The sequence below is a fragment of the Kordia sp. SMS9 genome (genome assembly GCF_003352465.1).
Taxonomy (GTDB): Bacteria; Bacteroidota; Bacteroidia; order Flavobacteriales; family Flavobacteriaceae; genus Kordia.
This window is the reverse complement of sequence record NZ_CP031153.1, coordinates 3,513,277-3,530,820: the sequence shown is the minus strand read 5'-3', so window position 1 is coordinate 3,530,820 and position 17,544 is coordinate 3,513,277. Positions and strand designations below refer to the sequence as shown.

6 protein-coding genes are annotated in these 17,544 nt (G+C 36.9%); 2 read left to right on the top strand and 4 right to left on the bottom strand.

Annotated features, from left to right (window positions below; translation table 11 throughout):
* Positions 1-8: 8 nt before the first annotated feature.
* Both KORDIASMS9_RS14805 and KORDIASMS9_RS14800 read left to right on the top strand, forming a co-directional pair.
* Positions 9-4,622 (top strand): sacsin N-terminal ATP-binding-like domain-containing protein, encoded by a 4,614-nt coding sequence (locus tag KORDIASMS9_RS14805; RefSeq protein ID WP_114903591.1) that lies wholly within the window; start codon positions 9-11, stop codon positions 4,620-4,622.
* A 10-nt stretch (positions 4,623-4,632) separates the two neighbouring features.
* Positions 4,633-10,614: a DEAD/DEAH box helicase gene (locus tag KORDIASMS9_RS14800; RefSeq protein ID WP_114903590.1), complete on the top strand. Its 5,982-nt coding sequence runs from the start codon at positions 4,633-4,635 to the stop codon at positions 10,612-10,614.
* On the opposite strand, the gene KORDIASMS9_RS14795 is transcribed toward KORDIASMS9_RS14800, so the two are convergent.
* From KORDIASMS9_RS14795 to KORDIASMS9_RS14780, 4 genes are read right to left on the bottom strand one after another with little or no spacing between them, the layout of a single operon-like run.
* The gene (locus KORDIASMS9_RS14795) at positions 10,597-11,712 is read right to left on the bottom strand and encodes a putative phage abortive infection protein (protein WP_114903589.1); all 1,116 of its coding nucleotides are present in this window, start codon (positions 11,710-11,712) and stop codon (positions 10,597-10,599) included. The genes KORDIASMS9_RS14800 and KORDIASMS9_RS14795 overlap by 18 nt on opposite strands.
* A complete protein-coding gene (locus KORDIASMS9_RS14790; protein ID WP_114903588.1) occupies positions 11,709-13,841 on the bottom strand; it encodes an asparagine synthase-related protein in 2,133 nt (710 codons plus the stop codon). The genes KORDIASMS9_RS14795 and KORDIASMS9_RS14790 overlap by 4 nt, the downstream gene beginning before the upstream one ends.
* A 4-nt stretch (positions 13,842-13,845) precedes the next feature.
* The gene (locus KORDIASMS9_RS14785) at positions 13,846-14,646 is read right to left on the bottom strand and encodes a M20 family metallopeptidase (protein WP_162819981.1); all 801 of its coding nucleotides are present in this window, start codon (positions 14,644-14,646) and stop codon (positions 13,846-13,848) included.
* The gene (locus KORDIASMS9_RS14780) at positions 14,643-17,447 is read right to left on the bottom strand and encodes a glycosyltransferase family 2 protein (protein ID WP_114903586.1); all 2,805 of its coding nucleotides are present in this window, start codon (positions 17,445-17,447) and stop codon (positions 14,643-14,645) included. Before KORDIASMS9_RS14780 ends, KORDIASMS9_RS14785 begins: the two co-directional genes overlap by 4 nt.
* Between the last annotated feature and the right edge of the window lie 97 nt (positions 17,448-17,544).

Genomic DNA, 17,544 nt, shown 5'->3' with positions numbered 1-17,544 from the left:
TACCAAACATGCAAGAAACCGATACCGTACTTATTGACAAACCAGCTGTTGATCAATTGATAGCGAACGCCATTGATGTATACCAAAAAAGTCCAAAGCGCGTCATCGCAGATTATACTTCTGAAAAACAATATACCGCAGACTACAACGGGCGACAGTTGTTGGAACTGCTGCAAAATGCAGACGACGCCCAAACAGATCGTATTTGCATAACGCTTGATACCGCACAACAACAACTCACCATTGCCAACACAGGTACGCCGTTTTCTTTGGAAGGGTTGGAATCGTTGATGCTTGCCAATTATAGCGGCAAAGATCCCAAAGGGTTTATAGGAAACAAAGGCTTGGGCTTTCGCGCTATCTTAAATTGGGTAACTTCGGTAGAAGTACGTACCCAAGAAATTGCGTTGCGTTTTTCTCCTGCGCATGCGGAAACACAATATCATGAACTTTGCGAGCTTACGGATTTGGCTATACTTGCCGAAAAAAATCCAAAGGTACAATCTGGTGAAATTCCGTTTGCCATCTTGGCAATTCCTGAATGTAATACAGACCGAAAAGCTGCCAAAGGTTGGGAAACGGAAATTGTTTTAAATTATGTGCCAGACAAAGAAGCGGATATTTTGGCGCAACTCGCTACCATTTCGGAAGAAACCCTGCTGTTTTTAAATCATACCCAAAAAATTGAAATCCGCGGCACGGAAACCTTAGATGTCGTTCTTGAAAAACTCGTTGACATCCAAGCACATGAAGTGATGGTGTACAAAACAGTATCCAATACTATTGTTAACGAAATTGTATGGAACATCTATGATTCTGAAGAGTTAACATACGCAAAAGATGCTTCTAAATATAGCTTTAAAATCGCATGGCAAGATGGACTAAAAGATAGCGACACTTGTTTCTTTACCTACTTTCCTACGGAAGTCCCGATACAATTACCATGTATTATTCATGCAACTTTTGAACTGAATGCTTCGCGAAAGGAATTGAACAATTCGGAAGCCAATCGTTTCATACTACAACAGATTGCCGCACAATTGGGGAAAATTGCCACCACACAACTTACCACACAACCTGTTTGTTGGCATGCGTATCGTATATTGACGCGAGTGCATCACAGCAATGCGAAGTTATTGGATGGTTTTTATGATATCATAACAGAGTTGCAAAATAGCTTGCCTATTTATCCATGTGTGGATGAAACGTATACAACCAAACAAACAGCGAAATACTATGGCAATGCATTTTCCGAGTGGGTTTTAGCGAATAACTTACAATCGTATTTCCCAAAATTGTTACTGCCATTGGAAGATCAGCAAATGTATACAAGACAGTATTACGACGCTGCAACTTTTGGTGATATCATTGAAAAACTCAATACTGAGGAACGCTTTACCATTGCGTTACGCGCAGCCTTTATAAAGTATGTTGCTACGAACGATTATTTTAAAACACACCAAAGTGCTGGTATGCATTATCCGCTTTTAGTTGATATTCATGAAGCGGTGATTTCTAGTGAGAAGCAAGCGTTTATGCTGAATGAAAAAGAGGTTGCCAACTATGATATGGATGGAATTTCCATAGCGTTTATGTCCAACGCTTTATTGCAAAATTTGTATCGTACCCTTGCGGTAGAAATTGAGGACGAAAGAAAAGATAAGGACGAAAGTAAAACACGAGCGTTAAAAAGGCTTGTCAATGCAATTGTCAATATCGGATCAAACGATGTGAATGACCTAGCGCAGAATATTGTGAGCATCTTTCGAAAGCAAATAAAGGAAGTGTTGCCACAAGAACGAGGGGCACTAACACAACAAATGGTGTATACGCTTTTCAGTATTTTTAAAGGCAATACCGATCGTAAAGGTTCGCTATCGTTTGATATTCCCTTACTGAATAGTACAGGTGAATACATAGAAAAAGCAAGCGACTTGTTGTTGGGTGCAGATTATGTACTAGGGAAAAACACCGCCATTCTTTTTGAAAACATTTTTACCGACACTGATTATGTAGCAGGAAACGACTTTTGGCAATTGCCCATTCATGGAGACGAAGATTTGTCTACCTTTTTTCTTTGGTTGGGTGTACATCAATTGCCAAGGTTTGTTCCTGTTAGCAACGAATTATATTTGAATGAGTCTGACGATTACATTGAGTATGTATTTGATTATATTCAACTAGAAGATAGAAAAGTACGAAAACAATACAAAGGCGATGCGATTGCAAATGTGGAAAGATTCGTCCATACACCAACATTTAGCTTGGAAACCTTGGTGGCATGGATTGCCATAGATGATCGATTGTATGCTGCTTTAAATTTCAACAATATCAAACATGAATTTAAGTATGCATTTAGCACTAGAGAATTTGTTGTGTACACTAAACCTTCATATATCTTTTTTCAGCTAGACACACTGTATTTAAAAAAGCAACACATACAAATTGTAGAAGATTTTGAACATGCAGCAGAGTTTGGCCTGACTCATTTTAACTACGATCATTCCCTTTTTACGGCACTTCAAATAGATGAAAGTAAAATTAAAGATATTTTACATCAATTAAAGATCTCGCAACGCTTTGATGATTTGCCAGCAAGCGTTGTATACAACAACATTCTTAAAAAGTTTAAAGAATTAAACATCCCACACAGAACAGCTCGGAAAATATACCAACAAACCTTCGATTATTTTAAAAAGCATAAGGACATTGTCCACGCTCCATACCATACAAATATGGAGGTCTTGGCAAAAAAAGATAATTATACGAAATACATAGAAAATCAACAAGTATATTACAGTGACAATGCTACATTGCCGTCTAAGATAGTCGCGAAGTTTTGGATTTTCGATTTCCCAAAACGAAGCGGCGAAGTGCAAATAGCTGATTTTTTTGGTGTAAAAACCTTCAAAGATATTGACATTGCTATTGATGAAGCTTCCATGGTTCCCGTGGAGGTTTCCCCAAAATTCTCCGATTGGTTTGCAAAAATAAAGCCGTATATATTGACGTATCGTTTGCAAAAAGTTGCCGATAAAGAGCATCAAAACCAAGCCAGTGATTTAAAAAAGGTACACATTGTTTTGGTTGAAAAGCTTCAATATCTTATTAAAGGAGAATCTACAGAAACATTACTAGAAGGTGAGTTTTTACAAAAAAAAGGCACTGCTACGTACTATTTATGTATTGGCGAAAAAACCACCTTACCAACACTCAAGGAAACACCAAATATATGCGAAGCATTTGCAGAAATAATGTGCATGGCTTTTAAAGTAAATGATCAAAAAGATTCGTTCCGAACTATTTTTAAAGACCACAACAACCTCGCTGACACAAAGTATACCCTACGGATAAAACAATTGGAAGACTATCATAAAAAAGCCGTATCACTTTTGGGCTTGTCGCAAGAAGAAACCAAGTTTTGGCACTGTTTTTATGAATTGCAAGGAAAAGAATTTCCAAAAAGCATATACCATACTACAGCACTTGAAAATAGTTTGCTAACAGTATTTCAATATAAATTACCAAGTAGTTACAAAAATGTAGATTTTATAGACTTCAAAACAACGGAAAGTATTGCTTTCTTAGCAGACATTAGCAAGTTTTCTACAATTTCTTTGCAAAACCTTCTTACACATACGTCAAATGGAGTATTAGCTTATCATCTCCAACAATTTGAACTCGTGCTCCACAATTTAAAAGAATACTTTGACTGTAGCTTGTGGAACTATTTAGATAAACATCTATCCTTACAAAGCAAGTTAATTGAAAAACAAAATATATACAGTGCTTTTGCCACACACACATACATTACAACTTTTTTAGACTCACAGAAGTTTATCTTACATATTGATTATAAGAAACTTATAAAAGAGGCTGTGCAACATATTTTTAACTTTTCGCTGTTAGAAACTAGTACAAGAGTACTTGATATACAACCTGCTTTTCAAAAGCTATTAAAAGAATTTAAAACTGATGAAAACGATATTATCAGTACAAAACACAGGAGCTTACTGCGCTTTGAAAACGATACAAACCTAGCGACCATTCGTGCCGTTTTAGAAACTGCAAAAGCTAAAGAAGAAACAGCGCAAGAAAAAACTGCACCCGACACAAAGGAAACAGGCACCTTACTCTTTGGAGCCCAAACAAAAGCAAAAAAAATAAAAATCTCTAAAGGCGGTAAAGGCAAAAAAGGGAACGTTCATAATAGCAAAATTGAGAAGACTAAAACCATTGTGGGTAAAAACGCTGAAAGCCTTGTATATCATACACTATTGGAAGATTCTACGGTTAAAAGTGTGCAGTGGGTTTCGGGAAATTCTACAACGTCTGACAAGTCTGACGAAGAAGGCTATGATATCAAATATACGCTACACGATAGTGATAGCGTACGGTATTTAGAAGTGAAGTCTTTTAACGGGAAACACTTTTACATAAGTCGTAATGAAAAGCAATTCGCAGAAGAACATAGAAATCAGTACGAAATTGCGCTTGTTATTGGTGAAAAAATTCATATTTTGAATGAATTATTTAAAGACACACCCTCTTTTGAAAACAATCAACAATTCAACATTGCACCAAACGATTATATAGTTTCCCTTGAAATAACCGAATCCTAACACATACCACATGCTTCCATTACAACAGGCGTACGAAGTACAACAATCGATCATAGAATACCTAAAGGCTACGTTTAGCTTTAAGGAAAAAGAAGTTTCGGATGCTTTTTATGATTTTATTGAGCATCCAACCGATGGTATTTTTAAAGGTCCGTACGTATCGCTTAAACTTCCGTTTGTAACGCATACAGGTGATGAAACGATTCCACTAGAAATACAACCCAATTTTCCACCGTACAAACATCAGTTTGAAGCTTTTAAACGATTGCATACGCAAAATGGACATGTACCACAACCCACCTTATTAACCACAGGGACAGGTTCGGGAAAAACAGAATCGTTCCTCTACCCTATTCTTGACTATTGTTACAAACATAAACAAGAACGCGGCATTAAAGTCATCATCTTATATCCTATGAACGCGTTGGCAACAGACCAAGCCAAACGTTTGGCGGAAGCAATTTACAAAGATCCGTTATTGAAAAATTCGGTAACCGCAGGCTTGTTTATTGGAGAAGGGAAAGGAAAAGCGAAATTTCCAGATACGATGGGCGAAACACACGTGATTGAAAACCGTGACGCCATTGTAAGCAATCCGCCCGATATTTTATTGACCAATTTTAAAATGCTCGATTACGGATTGATGCGCCACAATTACAACAAACTATGGACGCATAATTTTGACAATCCTACATTGCTTCGCTTCTTAATACTCGACGAATTACATACCTATGACGGCGCACAAGGAACGGATGTTGCCAATTTGATACGACGCTTAAAACTTAAACTTGCCATTCCTAAACATCATCTTTGCCCAGTAGGAACCTCCGCAACTATTGGAAAAGGTGCAGAAGCGTTGAGTTTGCTTACGGACTATGCCTCGGATGTATTTGGAGAAACCTTTCCGCCAGAAGCAGTAATTGTTGAACATCGCTTGCCCGCAGCTACGTTTTTCAATACGGTGCAAACAACACTCGATCCTTTTTTACCAAGACTAAGCGGTATTCAACAAAGCAGATTAGGTGTCAACGAAGAATATCACGATTATATATTACGACAAAAGAAACTTTGGCAAATTCGTGAAACAACTTCACCTTATGAACTAGGGCAAGAACTAAAGAAACTTAAAATTGTAAAAGATATTACTTCACTCGCTAGTGAAGGTATTACTTCGGTAAAAGTATTGATAGACAAACTAAACGACCTCAATCCCAACTTTAACGCCATTGACAGTTACAATACTGAGTTGGATTACCATCCTAAAGAAGAAATTGTTACTTCTATTCTGGCGTTAATTGCCGAAGCAAAAGGAGATAAAAAAGAACGATTTCCCTTTTTATTTTTACAAATACAACTTTGGATTCGCGAACTCAGCGGATTGCTCCGTGTATTTTCGGAAACGCCAACCTTTACATGGCGCGATAAAATTGTAGGACCATACGAACCTGCCGCGTTGCCACCGTACTTTTGTAGAGATTGTGGTGCCAGTGGATGGCTTGCCAACAAATATGACAACAGGAATCAGTTTGAACGAAATCCGTTAGAAGTATACGAACACTATTTTAGCAATCATAAAAATATTTATTTTGTCAATACAGCCGTAGAATCACATTATAGAGTTGATGAATACAAACCCAATACAACGCTTGAACCACATGTACACGAGGTAGACTTAAAACTACACAATGCTGCTGCCGATCGTAGAATAAAGCTCATTGCCTATAGAAAAGTAAAAGACAATAAAAGTGTGCATGCCTGTCCAGAATGCAATGCTACCAACGATATGAGCATCATAGGAACGCGTATTGCTACACTTAATTCCATTACGACAAGTCAAATACTGTCTTCTAACTTGGATGAACGCGGAGAGAAATACCGAAAAGTATTAGCGTTTACCAACGGCGTGCAAGATGCGGCGCATCAGGCAGGTTTTGTAGAATCGCGTAATTACCGCTTTACCTTTAGAACTTCCTTGCAAAAAGTCATCAATCTAATCAATGCGCCTGTAGATTTAGTGACTTTGAAAGAGCATTTTATCAATTATTGGAAAACACATGCCGATCCTACCGAACAGAATCATCTAGAAGCTTATTATTATCGCTTTTTTCCTGCAGATCGAATTGGGGAAGCCAGTGTGGAAGCCTACAGAAACACTCATACCAAAAAGTTTTCGAAAACTTTTGAAAAGGAGTTTGACACGCGGGTGTTTTGGGAAATCATTTCAGAGTTTGGTTACAATGCCGCAATTGGTAGAACACTTGAAAAAACAAGTTCAGCTGCCACCACTTTTGATGTAACACAAATGGACACGGTGTACGACACGTTGTATCCATGGCTTTCTGAGAATTTGTTAGGCACTATTGAACAAGATAGTTTTGTTCGTTTTGTGAATGGTTGTTTGCATCGAATTCGTATTCGCGGAGCTGTAGCACATGATTCTTTAGAAAAATTCAGAACACGAAACCTAAGTGTTTGGGATTTAAATTGGATGCGCGATGGTAAACATTATTTAAGTAGACGCTATCATGAAAGAGCAAGGTTTCCAAAACTTATGGTACATTATCCCGATACACGTGGTGTGATTGATAGTACACACGCTAAAAAACTAAATTGGTTTCATGCCTATTTTAAGAAGTCGTTCCAACACGTTCCAGACAATCCTGCATTGATCAATGAATTTTACGAACAATTATGTATAGCGCTGACCGATATAAAGCTATTAGATGAAAAAATTGCCAAAGATGGAAGTAACTATGCCATTGCTCCTGATAAAATTATGGTGAGTAATGCCGTAACCAACTATCGCTGTACTACCTGTACTTCCACATTGAATGTTGCAGCTTCTGATACGGTAGTTGCAGGAACGCTTTGCCTAAGTTATAGATGTACAGGAACGTATGCTGCGGAAACCACACAACAGTTTAACTATTACAACTTAATATACAACCGAGAAAAATCTCCAAGAATATTCGCCGCAGAGCACACGGGAGTTTTAGAACGTTCCGTACGAGAGGAAACAGAGAACGACTTTAAAGAACGCCCAAATTACAACTCTTTAAATACCTTAGTAGCCACATCTACCCTAGAAATGGGTATTGATGTAGGATCGCTCAATGCAGCAATCAATACAAGTGTGCCGCCATTGACTTCCAACTTTTTGCAACGTATTGGACGTGCTGGGCGTGCTTCTGGTAGCGCCTTGATTACCAATTTTTCACAGAATAAAGCACACGATCTATTTTATTTTGAAGCTCCCAAAGATATGATGGAAGGTGACATCAATACACCAGGATGTTTTTTAAATGCCAAAGATATATTGGTACGTCACTTTACAGCGTATTGCTTGGACAGTTGGACAAAACAAGATGCGGAACGTCATCAAATTCCAGGAACTATCAAACAACTCAATCTCAAGGAATCGGGCATTCTTACGAGCAGTAGCTTTTTTGTGAATCAACTTATGGATTTCGTATTGGATAGGCAGGTTGCTTTATTGGAAGCGTTTACCCAACACTATCATGAAAAAGTGGATGCTGATATTTTGGAGGCGATTGCAACTTCGCTTCCACGTGGAGAATTTCAAGACAGACTTATACGCGTGTTTGAAACCTTGCGAAACGAATTCTTTTTTATCAGTACCAAAATAAAAGATATAGAAGTATATGTCCTCGATAAAGGATTGGGTACCAATGATGAAGAATATCAAGCATTGGAACGTGAAAAACGCTCATTGTGGCAACTACAAAAATCTATAGAAATGCGTCAGGTTGTTGAGCATTTGACTAATGTTGGCATCTTACCAAACTACGCGTTCCCAGAAACTGGAGTTACCTTGCATGCACATGTACATGGTTTTAAACCCGAAGGTGGAGAACGAGAACCCGAAGTAACATCATTTGAAATCGTTCGCTCTGCCTCAGCGGCATTAAAAGAATTTGCACCAGACAATTATTTTTACAGTCAAGGAAATCGTTTGGAAATTAGCGGTATTAATACGTTTGATTGGAGTAGTGAAAAGTCAAGCTTAGTAACCATGCGCTTCTGTTCGCACTGCGATCATTTAGCACCAGAATTAAAGGCATCGAAAGGTTCTTGCCCTAAATGCCAGCATGAATCGTGGAGTGCCGCTTCTAACAAACATAAGTTTGCAAGAATACATACAGTAAAGTCTGTAAATACTCGAAAGAAAGCTGCTTTGAATGATTCTAAAGACGAACGCCAACAAGAACATTATACGGTTTCTACACATTTTAACTTTGATCACAATTCGGTTCAAGGTACGTGGGGCATGGTCAACATTCCTTTTGGAATAGAATATGTTAAAAATGTGGAACTTACCAAAGTAAATCTAGGTTCAGGAAGCATGAGCGCCAATCACCTTACCATTAACAAGTTGGAAAACATTGCCAGTCATGGCTTCGTAACTTGTAAGTATTGTGGTAAGTCTACTTCCAAACCTAGCATTGTTTCAAGTGATCCAAAATTGAAATTCCATTATGGGTATTGTAAACATAAAGCTATTGACTATACCAATAAAGTACCTGATGTTTTTGAAGAGGTATTTTTATACAAGAGCGTGCAAACGGAAGCCATTAAAATATTATTGCCTGTACAAGAATTTTTAAACGAAGCCACACAGCAAATGTTTAAAGCGGGACTGCAATTAGGTTTACAAAAATATTACAGAGGAAACCCTGATCATATTGCCTTTGAGTTTTATTCTGAATTTAATATTGCTACCCAACGCTTTGATCGTTATTTAGTGGCGTATGATACCATTCCTGGTGGCACAGGTTATTTACAAAAGCTTTTTGACACAACAGTATTTACGCAATTATTAAAAGATGCATACATAACGATTAAAGACTGTTCGTGCAAAACCAAAGACAAAGATGGTTGTTATCGTTGCATACTTACATATTCCAATCAATATATTAGAGAAGATTTAAGCAGAAAAGAAGCCGAAAAACTCTTTGAAAAGATTGTGTCGCATGCAGAAGATAGTTGGGAACCCATTCATAATGGGATTTCATCCTTAACCAAAACCGGAACGATTGAAGAAAGTGAGCTGGAAAAAAAGTTTCCGTATGCTTTGGCGCAGTACGCAGAGCGATATGAAGACAAAGATCTTACTTTTTGGGAAGTGAAAGTAGACGGCATTGTACAATACCGATTGAAATTACCAATTCTCAATGGATATGTTACTTACAGCATTCAACCACAGCGAAATTTAGGAGAAAAAGATGCTATTGCTATCAATACACGAACTGATTTTATGATAAAATGTATTGAGGTAGAAAGAAACGGAGTTTTGAGTACAGATATTAATGATCTTTTAGCTTTTAAAGAAGTAGCTGTGTATATGGATGGTTTTATTTTTCATGCGTCCGAAAAACACATGCGCTTTTATGATGATCTTGATATTAGAGATGCTATTGCTGCTACCGCTAATATAGTTCCATGGTCGTTAAGTTGGACAGATATGACTTTGTTTGAAAGTACTGATAAAAAACTAGCTTCTGATCAATATTATCCTGACGCTCACTACTATCGAAATGCGTTGCAAACCGTATTAAGACTTCCAAAAACGAAAGTTTTACATACAGGGTTGCTTGCTGCAAAGAACTCTATGGAACGCTTGTTATGGTTTTTAGCAAATAGCAATCGCCCAGATATTATGTCGGAAGTAGGGCTTCTATTTGCGGTACTTCAAGAGCCGTATGGAAATTGCATTGTTTCGGAAGCAACCGCCGAAAACTTAGTACAACAAAAGACAGTATTGAATGAAATAGATTTTATACCAGCAAATGAGAATGCCTATATGAAATCGGACGTTACAAACCCTACAGAACTATTTCGTGCTAGTGTTTTTGTACGTTTTAAAGACTTTCAAGTAAAAGCAAATCTAGTGCCTAATCAGCTTTCAGAAATTCAAAAGAATGAATGGGAAAAGTTTTTACAATTGTATTCTATTTTAGGAATGATGAAGTAGTGAACGTTTAAAATACGCCTCTGGCGTTTCAATATACTTTAAGCGTTCTTTTGGAATATTTTCAATCATATTGTAATCGTCTTTTAAATACGTTTCCCATTCGGCAGCATGGTCCATTCTAAAATGATAATACAACATAATTTGTTCTGCTGCCGAAAGTTGCGAACGTAAGGTTTTTAGATGCTCTTGTACTTCTACCTTGTGTAGCAAATCGCCTTCTTGTTGTACCACATATTTGACTGTACTAAATAGGTGTCTGTAATAATGTCCCAAGTGAAATTCGTGTCCGCTAAACGGTTTGTATTTTACATAGAGTCGAATAGTTCGTTTACTTTCAGGATTTCCTTTTTCTTTCCATCTTCCATAAAATACATTCAATTGTCCGCTGGAAGCTTTGTGATCTTTTCGTTTTTTATTAAAATCTTTTTTCACTTTCTCTATATAAGCTGCATCATCAATTCCTTCAAAAACGTCATTGTTATAGGAGTTTATTCCATAATAGACAATCCTATAAGCTACTTGCATCAATGTAGACTCATCATACACGCAAGTATGATTGTCGTCTTTACAGGCAAGCCATTCTAAGAGTTCATAACAAGCTGTAACCTCAATAAACATACGCTCAAATAACTGCCGTCCGCGTGTAAAACGCGCCACTTGCGACTCTGAAGTTGTCATTTGTTTGAAACGCTCATCAGTTTTTGCATCTTCATCCACATAGGTTTTTGTTGTTTCTCGCATTAATTCATAGCCATGCACACTGATCTCATTGATGTTTTCTTTGTGCAAACGTACTTTTTCATAAAACTGCGATTCAAATTGTTGCATGCGCAATTGTCGTTGCACTTTCTGATTTGCAATGTATTGCACATAAAACGCTAAAAAAGTAAGCAACGCTGCCGCAATTCCCACAATGGGATTTAGCAATCCACCAACCGTATCACCAATGCTTCCCAGCGTGCTGTAATTATACCAACTTGAGAGTATGGGCAATAGTAAAATTAAGAACCCAACAATGGCAAGTCCTATAAAAAATAAGCTCAGTCCGCTGCCGAACGAGATGAGTGAGTTTTCTTCTTTTTGATTCTTTGGTGTCATTTGCTAAAAGTAGTATTGTTATGATATGGTAAAAGTTGTGGAAAATAGGTATTGATAAGTGCGCTAATATCTTTGGATGTCAACTGTTGTTCTGTAAAGATTTTATTGGCTTCATACACACGCAATCGGTTTCCTTTTAGAAAGAAAAACTGATGATCTTTAACAAAAGATAGCCGCAAGCTATGCAACAAAGGATAGTCTTTTGAAGGGTGGAATCGGTTTGCAATGGCTTCTTTAATACTTGTTTGTGATTGTTGTTGCAACGGAATTTCCATTAATGGTTTGAATACAGTACTGGTTTTTATAGTCACAACGAGTCTGTCTTTGATACGCTTGGCGCAAAAGTGTATGCCAAATGCTTCATAAGAACTATCTGCAAAAGCAGGAAATAGTTGTATACAAGGCCACCCAGATCCCACATCAATAAAATACAGTTTTCCCAGCAACCGAACGGATAACAGTCGATGACTCAGTTTTCCGTTAATTTCGGCGATGTGTAATTGTGTTTGAATACCTTCTGCCGCTAATACTGTTTTAAAATGCAAGGTTTTGTCGGAACATGTGCCTCCTAGCCATAGGGTATCGGACGTACGTTTCGTTTGCATTATAAGATTGTGAAAAGCAGTTTGTTGATAATCGGTAAGTAACATTTGTTCTATGCGCTGAATAATGCCAGTATCTTTATGTATGGCTTTTCTGTGGGCGATAAACGGGTCAAATATTGGATAGCTAGAAAAGTATGGGTGGGCTGCTTCCAAAGCAGGAAAAAACCTTTTCCAAATCGTTTGTAAATGTACGTTCTCGGTTTGTCCATGTGCAGTAGAAAACTCTACCACCGCTTTGCGAATCCCTGAACCGACATCGCAAGACATTTTTTTACGGTTGATTATTCGGTCAGGGATGCTATTTTTAAATAGTTGCCGTAAAATGTATTTTCCTTGTAGTTTGCTTGTTTCGTGAATTAATTCATCCTTGACCAATTGTATGGCTATTGCATATACATCTCTATCTAAAAAGGGACAACGTGCTTCTATAGTCGTTGCCATACTGGTTAAATCTAACCGTCGCAATTCGGTAAAGTGCAAATTTTGAATGAGCGTATTTCTTGCCGCAAACCATTCGTTGGAATCTTTGGTGATTGCGTATCCACAAAATAATTCATCGGCTCCTTCTCCCGATAGTACGACTTTTAATCCATCCTTGGCAGCTTGTTGTGCTAAAAGATAGGTAGCCAATCCATTACTAATAATCGACGGATTGTAGCTTTCCGTATGATATACAATTTTTGGGATTAAGGTTGCTATGGTGTTGACAGTTGGTAATGGAATGTATGTAATTTTGTCCTGTATTTGCAAAGCTTTCGCAAGTAGTTGTACATGGCGGTAATCTTCATTGTTTTCATCTCCTAAACAGTAATAGCGAGCAAGATTTGAATGTTTGGCAATAATAGCCGCAATGATAGCACTGTCCAATCCGCCACTTATAAATACCCCAAAAGGAACCTTGTGTGGAGGAATTCGTTTATACACTGCTTTTTCTAATACTTTTTTCAGCTTTTCTTTGGAAAGGAGTTTGTGCTGATGCGAACGAATACCGATAATTTGATGCCCCTTTATTACTGATATTCCTTTCGGGATGGGTTCAAAACTTTTTATAGTTTCTACACCTTTTAACTCACTCGCAATACAATTAAAAGCTGTTGTTTTTATAAAAAATAAAGGCTTCTTTCCAATGTAATCTCTTAAAACGTAACAGGTTTTTGTGGGCTTATGAATGATGATTCCCGAGTAAAAACCATCGAGTACATCTATGATAGTTTCTCCGAGTATCTCAAATAAAGGAGCAATGATTTCAATGTCAGATGTTCCTTTTGTCGTCATTTGATAGGTTTCACGAAGTGTCTCATGATTGTAAATTTCACCATTAAACACCGTAATATAATCTGCGGTTTCAAAAGGTTGATTTCCCATAGCAGTAGCATCTACAATTGCCAAACGGTTGAAACCTATATGCATATTTTCAAAGGTAACAATCCCTTGATGATCGTGCCCGCGGTGTTGCTGTGCGTTTAATATTTGTTTGCATTCCGCAGCATCTTTTGCGCTAATAGTTAGTACAATTCCACACATAAGTTTATAGCTCAGTTCTCAAAACCCAACGCATAAATTTTTGAAATACGCTGGTATGTGTTTGTAATTTAGAAATGGATAGGCTTTCATTATCACGATGAATTCTACATTGTCCATCATTTGGACCAAAACCAACATATACAGCCGTTTCAGGCAAGCTGGTCACAAACGGACAGGTTGTAAATTTATTCAACGATCGGTTTTCAAGACGTGCTTTTCCATCATAAATTGCTTCATTAAGACTGTGTACAAAATTTGGAATAGCCGTTGTTTTGGGCAAATGAAACAGTAACGGCGTTTCTTTTTTATACACACCAGTTTCTTCCACATGTAATGTAGCGTTGAAATCTTTTAGCAGTTGTGGAATCACTTTAAAAGGTGTTGGCCCTGCAACTTCTTCTTCTCCTTGAATGATCCATAAAATATTAGGCAACTCCTCTCCCGCTTCTTTCATGGCTTTTAGTGCCAATATTCTGCATAATAAAATCCCCTTGTTGTCTGCAATACCTCTGCAATAGTAACGATCATCTTTGGTAATGACTTCAAATGGCGGCGTAGTCCATTTTTCAGAAGTATTGATCTTTTCTACATCATAATGCCCGTATAACACCACTTTTTTATCTGTATTTGCGTGTATATAATGTGCTACCAATACAGGCTGGTTTGTGGGACTATCGCCTTCTAGTCGAACCGAAAACCCGATAGCTTCTAGTAGTTCTTTGATAAATTGAATGCCTTTTCGGTTTTCTTCATCCTTATGCGCAATGGTTTGGATGCCTATAAATGTTTTGAGTTCTGCAATCATGAGCATTGTGTGTTTTTAATTGTGGTATGTATACTTGTAGTTGATGATGTAATTGTTTTCCACATGTTCTCCCAACCTGCAATTTCGGTAAGCTGTGTATTTGTATTGATCATTTTTATATATTCTTTAAATTTATCTTCTGCAAGCGTTGGAAATTGGATTAATATACAAGCACGCTTTACGGAATTTATAAATCGCTTTTCGGTATACCGTTCAAAAGATTTTCCGTAGTCAATCAATTTTAACTGTCCTGATTTGGTTCTAATGAAGTTTGTGGGTTTTATGTTTGTAAATACAAATCCATGCTGATAACTAAAGCTTAACAAAGCAATCATTTCTTCTTGAGAAACCGTTTCTATCAGTTGAAAGTCATGAAATGGATATCGAATGTACTTTTGAGTCTGTACTTCGTAAAAATCTAAGGATTCTAAAAAGTCACTTTTATGAAAATGAGTTGCTAATTGCTGTAATAATGACCATTCGTCTTCACGAATCGCAAAGAACGCCTTATACACATAAGTATAGTCTGTAAATATTCTTCCCTCAGAACCTTTGCCTAACATGTATAGGTTTTTGGTCAGTTGCAATTGTTGTTTCACAAATGCTTTAGTGAACTTTTTTTGTGCCATTTGCTCGGTAATAGCACCTGCATACGACCATAATATATCTCCTAAATTCATTAGGTACCTTTTTACATACGTAACATCTAATGCGGTATCTAATAAGCTTACAAATTCTTTTTGCAAAGCACTTTCTGTAAATTGTTCTTTATAAGTTGCGACAGTATCTTCATGTGTTTTTGAAAGCAATTCTAAAAGACCATGAATGCGATGATAATTCATTAGAAATCGTGACTTCCTATGTAATACGTATGACTCAAAAACCTCATAGAATACTGAAGCATACGCATCTTTTGCTATGGATTCTATGATATGAATTGGACGTTGTACTTCGTTTTCTTGCTTGATCGTTTTTACGGTAGCCAGCAATGCCTTGTTAAAAGCATATCCAATAATATCGTAGGCAGATTTTTGCAATTCTTTTTCTATTTGAAAAGCTTGTAACGGCCTGTTTTGATCTAATGCCATGGTATGAACTACAAAGTCATACTTGGAAAAGACTTGATTCATTAGTGCCCAAGACAAATCGCTACGACGTGCAAATGTATCATTGATTTCTATACCTGCCACTGGGTAAGAGCGTAATACTTCCTTGTTGAAAACCAAAGTATTTGGGCCACGATTGGTTGCTAGTTTGTGTTCACCTTGTAGCTTTTTTTGTAAAGCTGGGCGCGAAATGGCTTTTCCAGAAAAGCATTTTGGGAGATCTTTTTGAATATCTACTTTGTAAAAAATTGGTGTTTCCGTATGATGTGTGTAAGCATCTGACAAGTCGTAATAAGCATCTGGCAGCGACCGAATATCCCCAAAATCTGCTGTAACTTGTAGTAGTTGAGATGCACTGTACCATGCATCTACCAATTGTCCACGAATGCACGAGAATAATGGTAGTGGTGCATCTCGACTTACACTTCCAATCAATACATCTGTGTTGTCTTTGTATTGTTGAATAATGTTAAAGAGATCAAAACCTGTAGCAACTGAGTCACAAAATGTATTCGAAAAGGTAACATCATCATCAATAATCCAATACACAGGATTGCTTACTTGAATAGTTTCATCATACAAATGATATTGCAAAATAGTCCTACCAATAGCAATAGAATTAATCGTTGTAAATTTTGAAAAATAAGCACCATACACATCATTTTGCAAGTTTTGCTGCCAGCTACTTTTTGGTATAATAGTACATTCAATAGTAGGGGCAAGCGCTTGAAATTGTGATACGTGGCAATCCGTATTGTTAATAATTAAAATACGATCTACAGGTATCTTTTGTGTCTTAATACTCTTTAAAATTCTATTAGCAATATGAATATTTCCTGCAATAAACCCAATTATAAAGAAAAAGTCTTTTGTTCCAGAAAAAGAAATATATGCGGTAGTTACAGTCGCTAAAGGCTTTTGTTTTAGTACCAAAGCTTCTTTGGGAATATGAAATAGATGTTGTGCTCGTTTATAAAATAATGATGTTACTTTCGCATCCATAAAAGTCTTGTATTTGTAAAAGAAATACTGGTAACTTTCCTTTTTTAGTGTAGCATTGGTTGTAATTCTTGGACGATCAACATCTACATATACATTGACTAAATGTTGTTGTAATATTTGATACGTAGCTTGTAATTGAAATAAGCGAACAAAAAGATCACGATCTACCGTTGCTTTCATGGCTTCATCAAAAGCTCCTGCTTGTAACAGTGTTTTAAGACGTACAAAGGTGTTAGAACCTCCGATTCCTGGATTACCCATCAAAAAATCTTGATCTGATAAACGAAGAGGTAGTTGCATCTTTTTTTGATGATCTTTTGCTATTCGAATGATATTTGTCAGATAAATAGCTACTCTTTGTTTTGTTTGGATGATTGTATGTAAATAATCTGTATGCCAAGTATCGTCATCGTCTAAAAAAGCAACATATAGATTATTTGTAAGATCATATACTTTTATAATGGCTTCTAGCGCTGTATTCAATGCCCCTGCATAATTGGAGGTACGTTTGTTTTTTAAAAAAGTACAGGGTACCTCCTGGCAAATTTTTTCCTCTGCTTCATGATATTGCGGGTCAGAATCTGAAACTACAAAAATAGCATTAGGTGTATATCGCTGTTCCATTACTGATTGTAAAGCTCGTTTTAATAATTGACAGCGATTGTGGGTAGCAATAACAGCGATAATTTTCATGAATTGTATATGATTTCTTACTTAAATTTCAATAATACTAATTTAAGCGCAAAAAACATAACTGAAAACCGTAGTTTCCCTACGTAAATTCTTATAA

What these genes read in the sequence shown, in the direction of transcription:
- KORDIASMS9_RS14795 (WP_114903589.1), bottom strand. Translation starts at nt 11,712, where the DNA reads ATGACACCAAAGAATCAAAAAGAAGAAAACTCACTCATCTCGTTCGGC.
- KORDIASMS9_RS14785 (WP_162819981.1), bottom strand. Translation starts at nt 14,646, where the DNA reads ATGATTGCAGAACTCAAAACATTTATAGGCATCCAAACCATTGCGCAT.
- KORDIASMS9_RS14805 (WP_114903591.1), top strand. Translation starts at nt 9, where the DNA reads ATGCAAGAAACCGATACCGTACTTATTGACAAACCAGCTGTTGATCAA.
- KORDIASMS9_RS14780 (WP_114903586.1), bottom strand. Translation starts at nt 17,447, where the DNA reads ATGAAAATTATCGCTGTTATTGCTACCCACAATCGCTGTCAATTATTA.
- KORDIASMS9_RS14790 (WP_114903588.1), bottom strand. Translation starts at nt 13,841, where the DNA reads ATGTGTGGAATTGTACTAACTATTAGCGCAAAAGATGCTGCGGAATGC.
- KORDIASMS9_RS14800 (WP_114903590.1), top strand. Translation starts at nt 4,633, where the DNA reads ATGCTTCCATTACAACAGGCGTACGAAGTACAACAATCGATCATAGAA.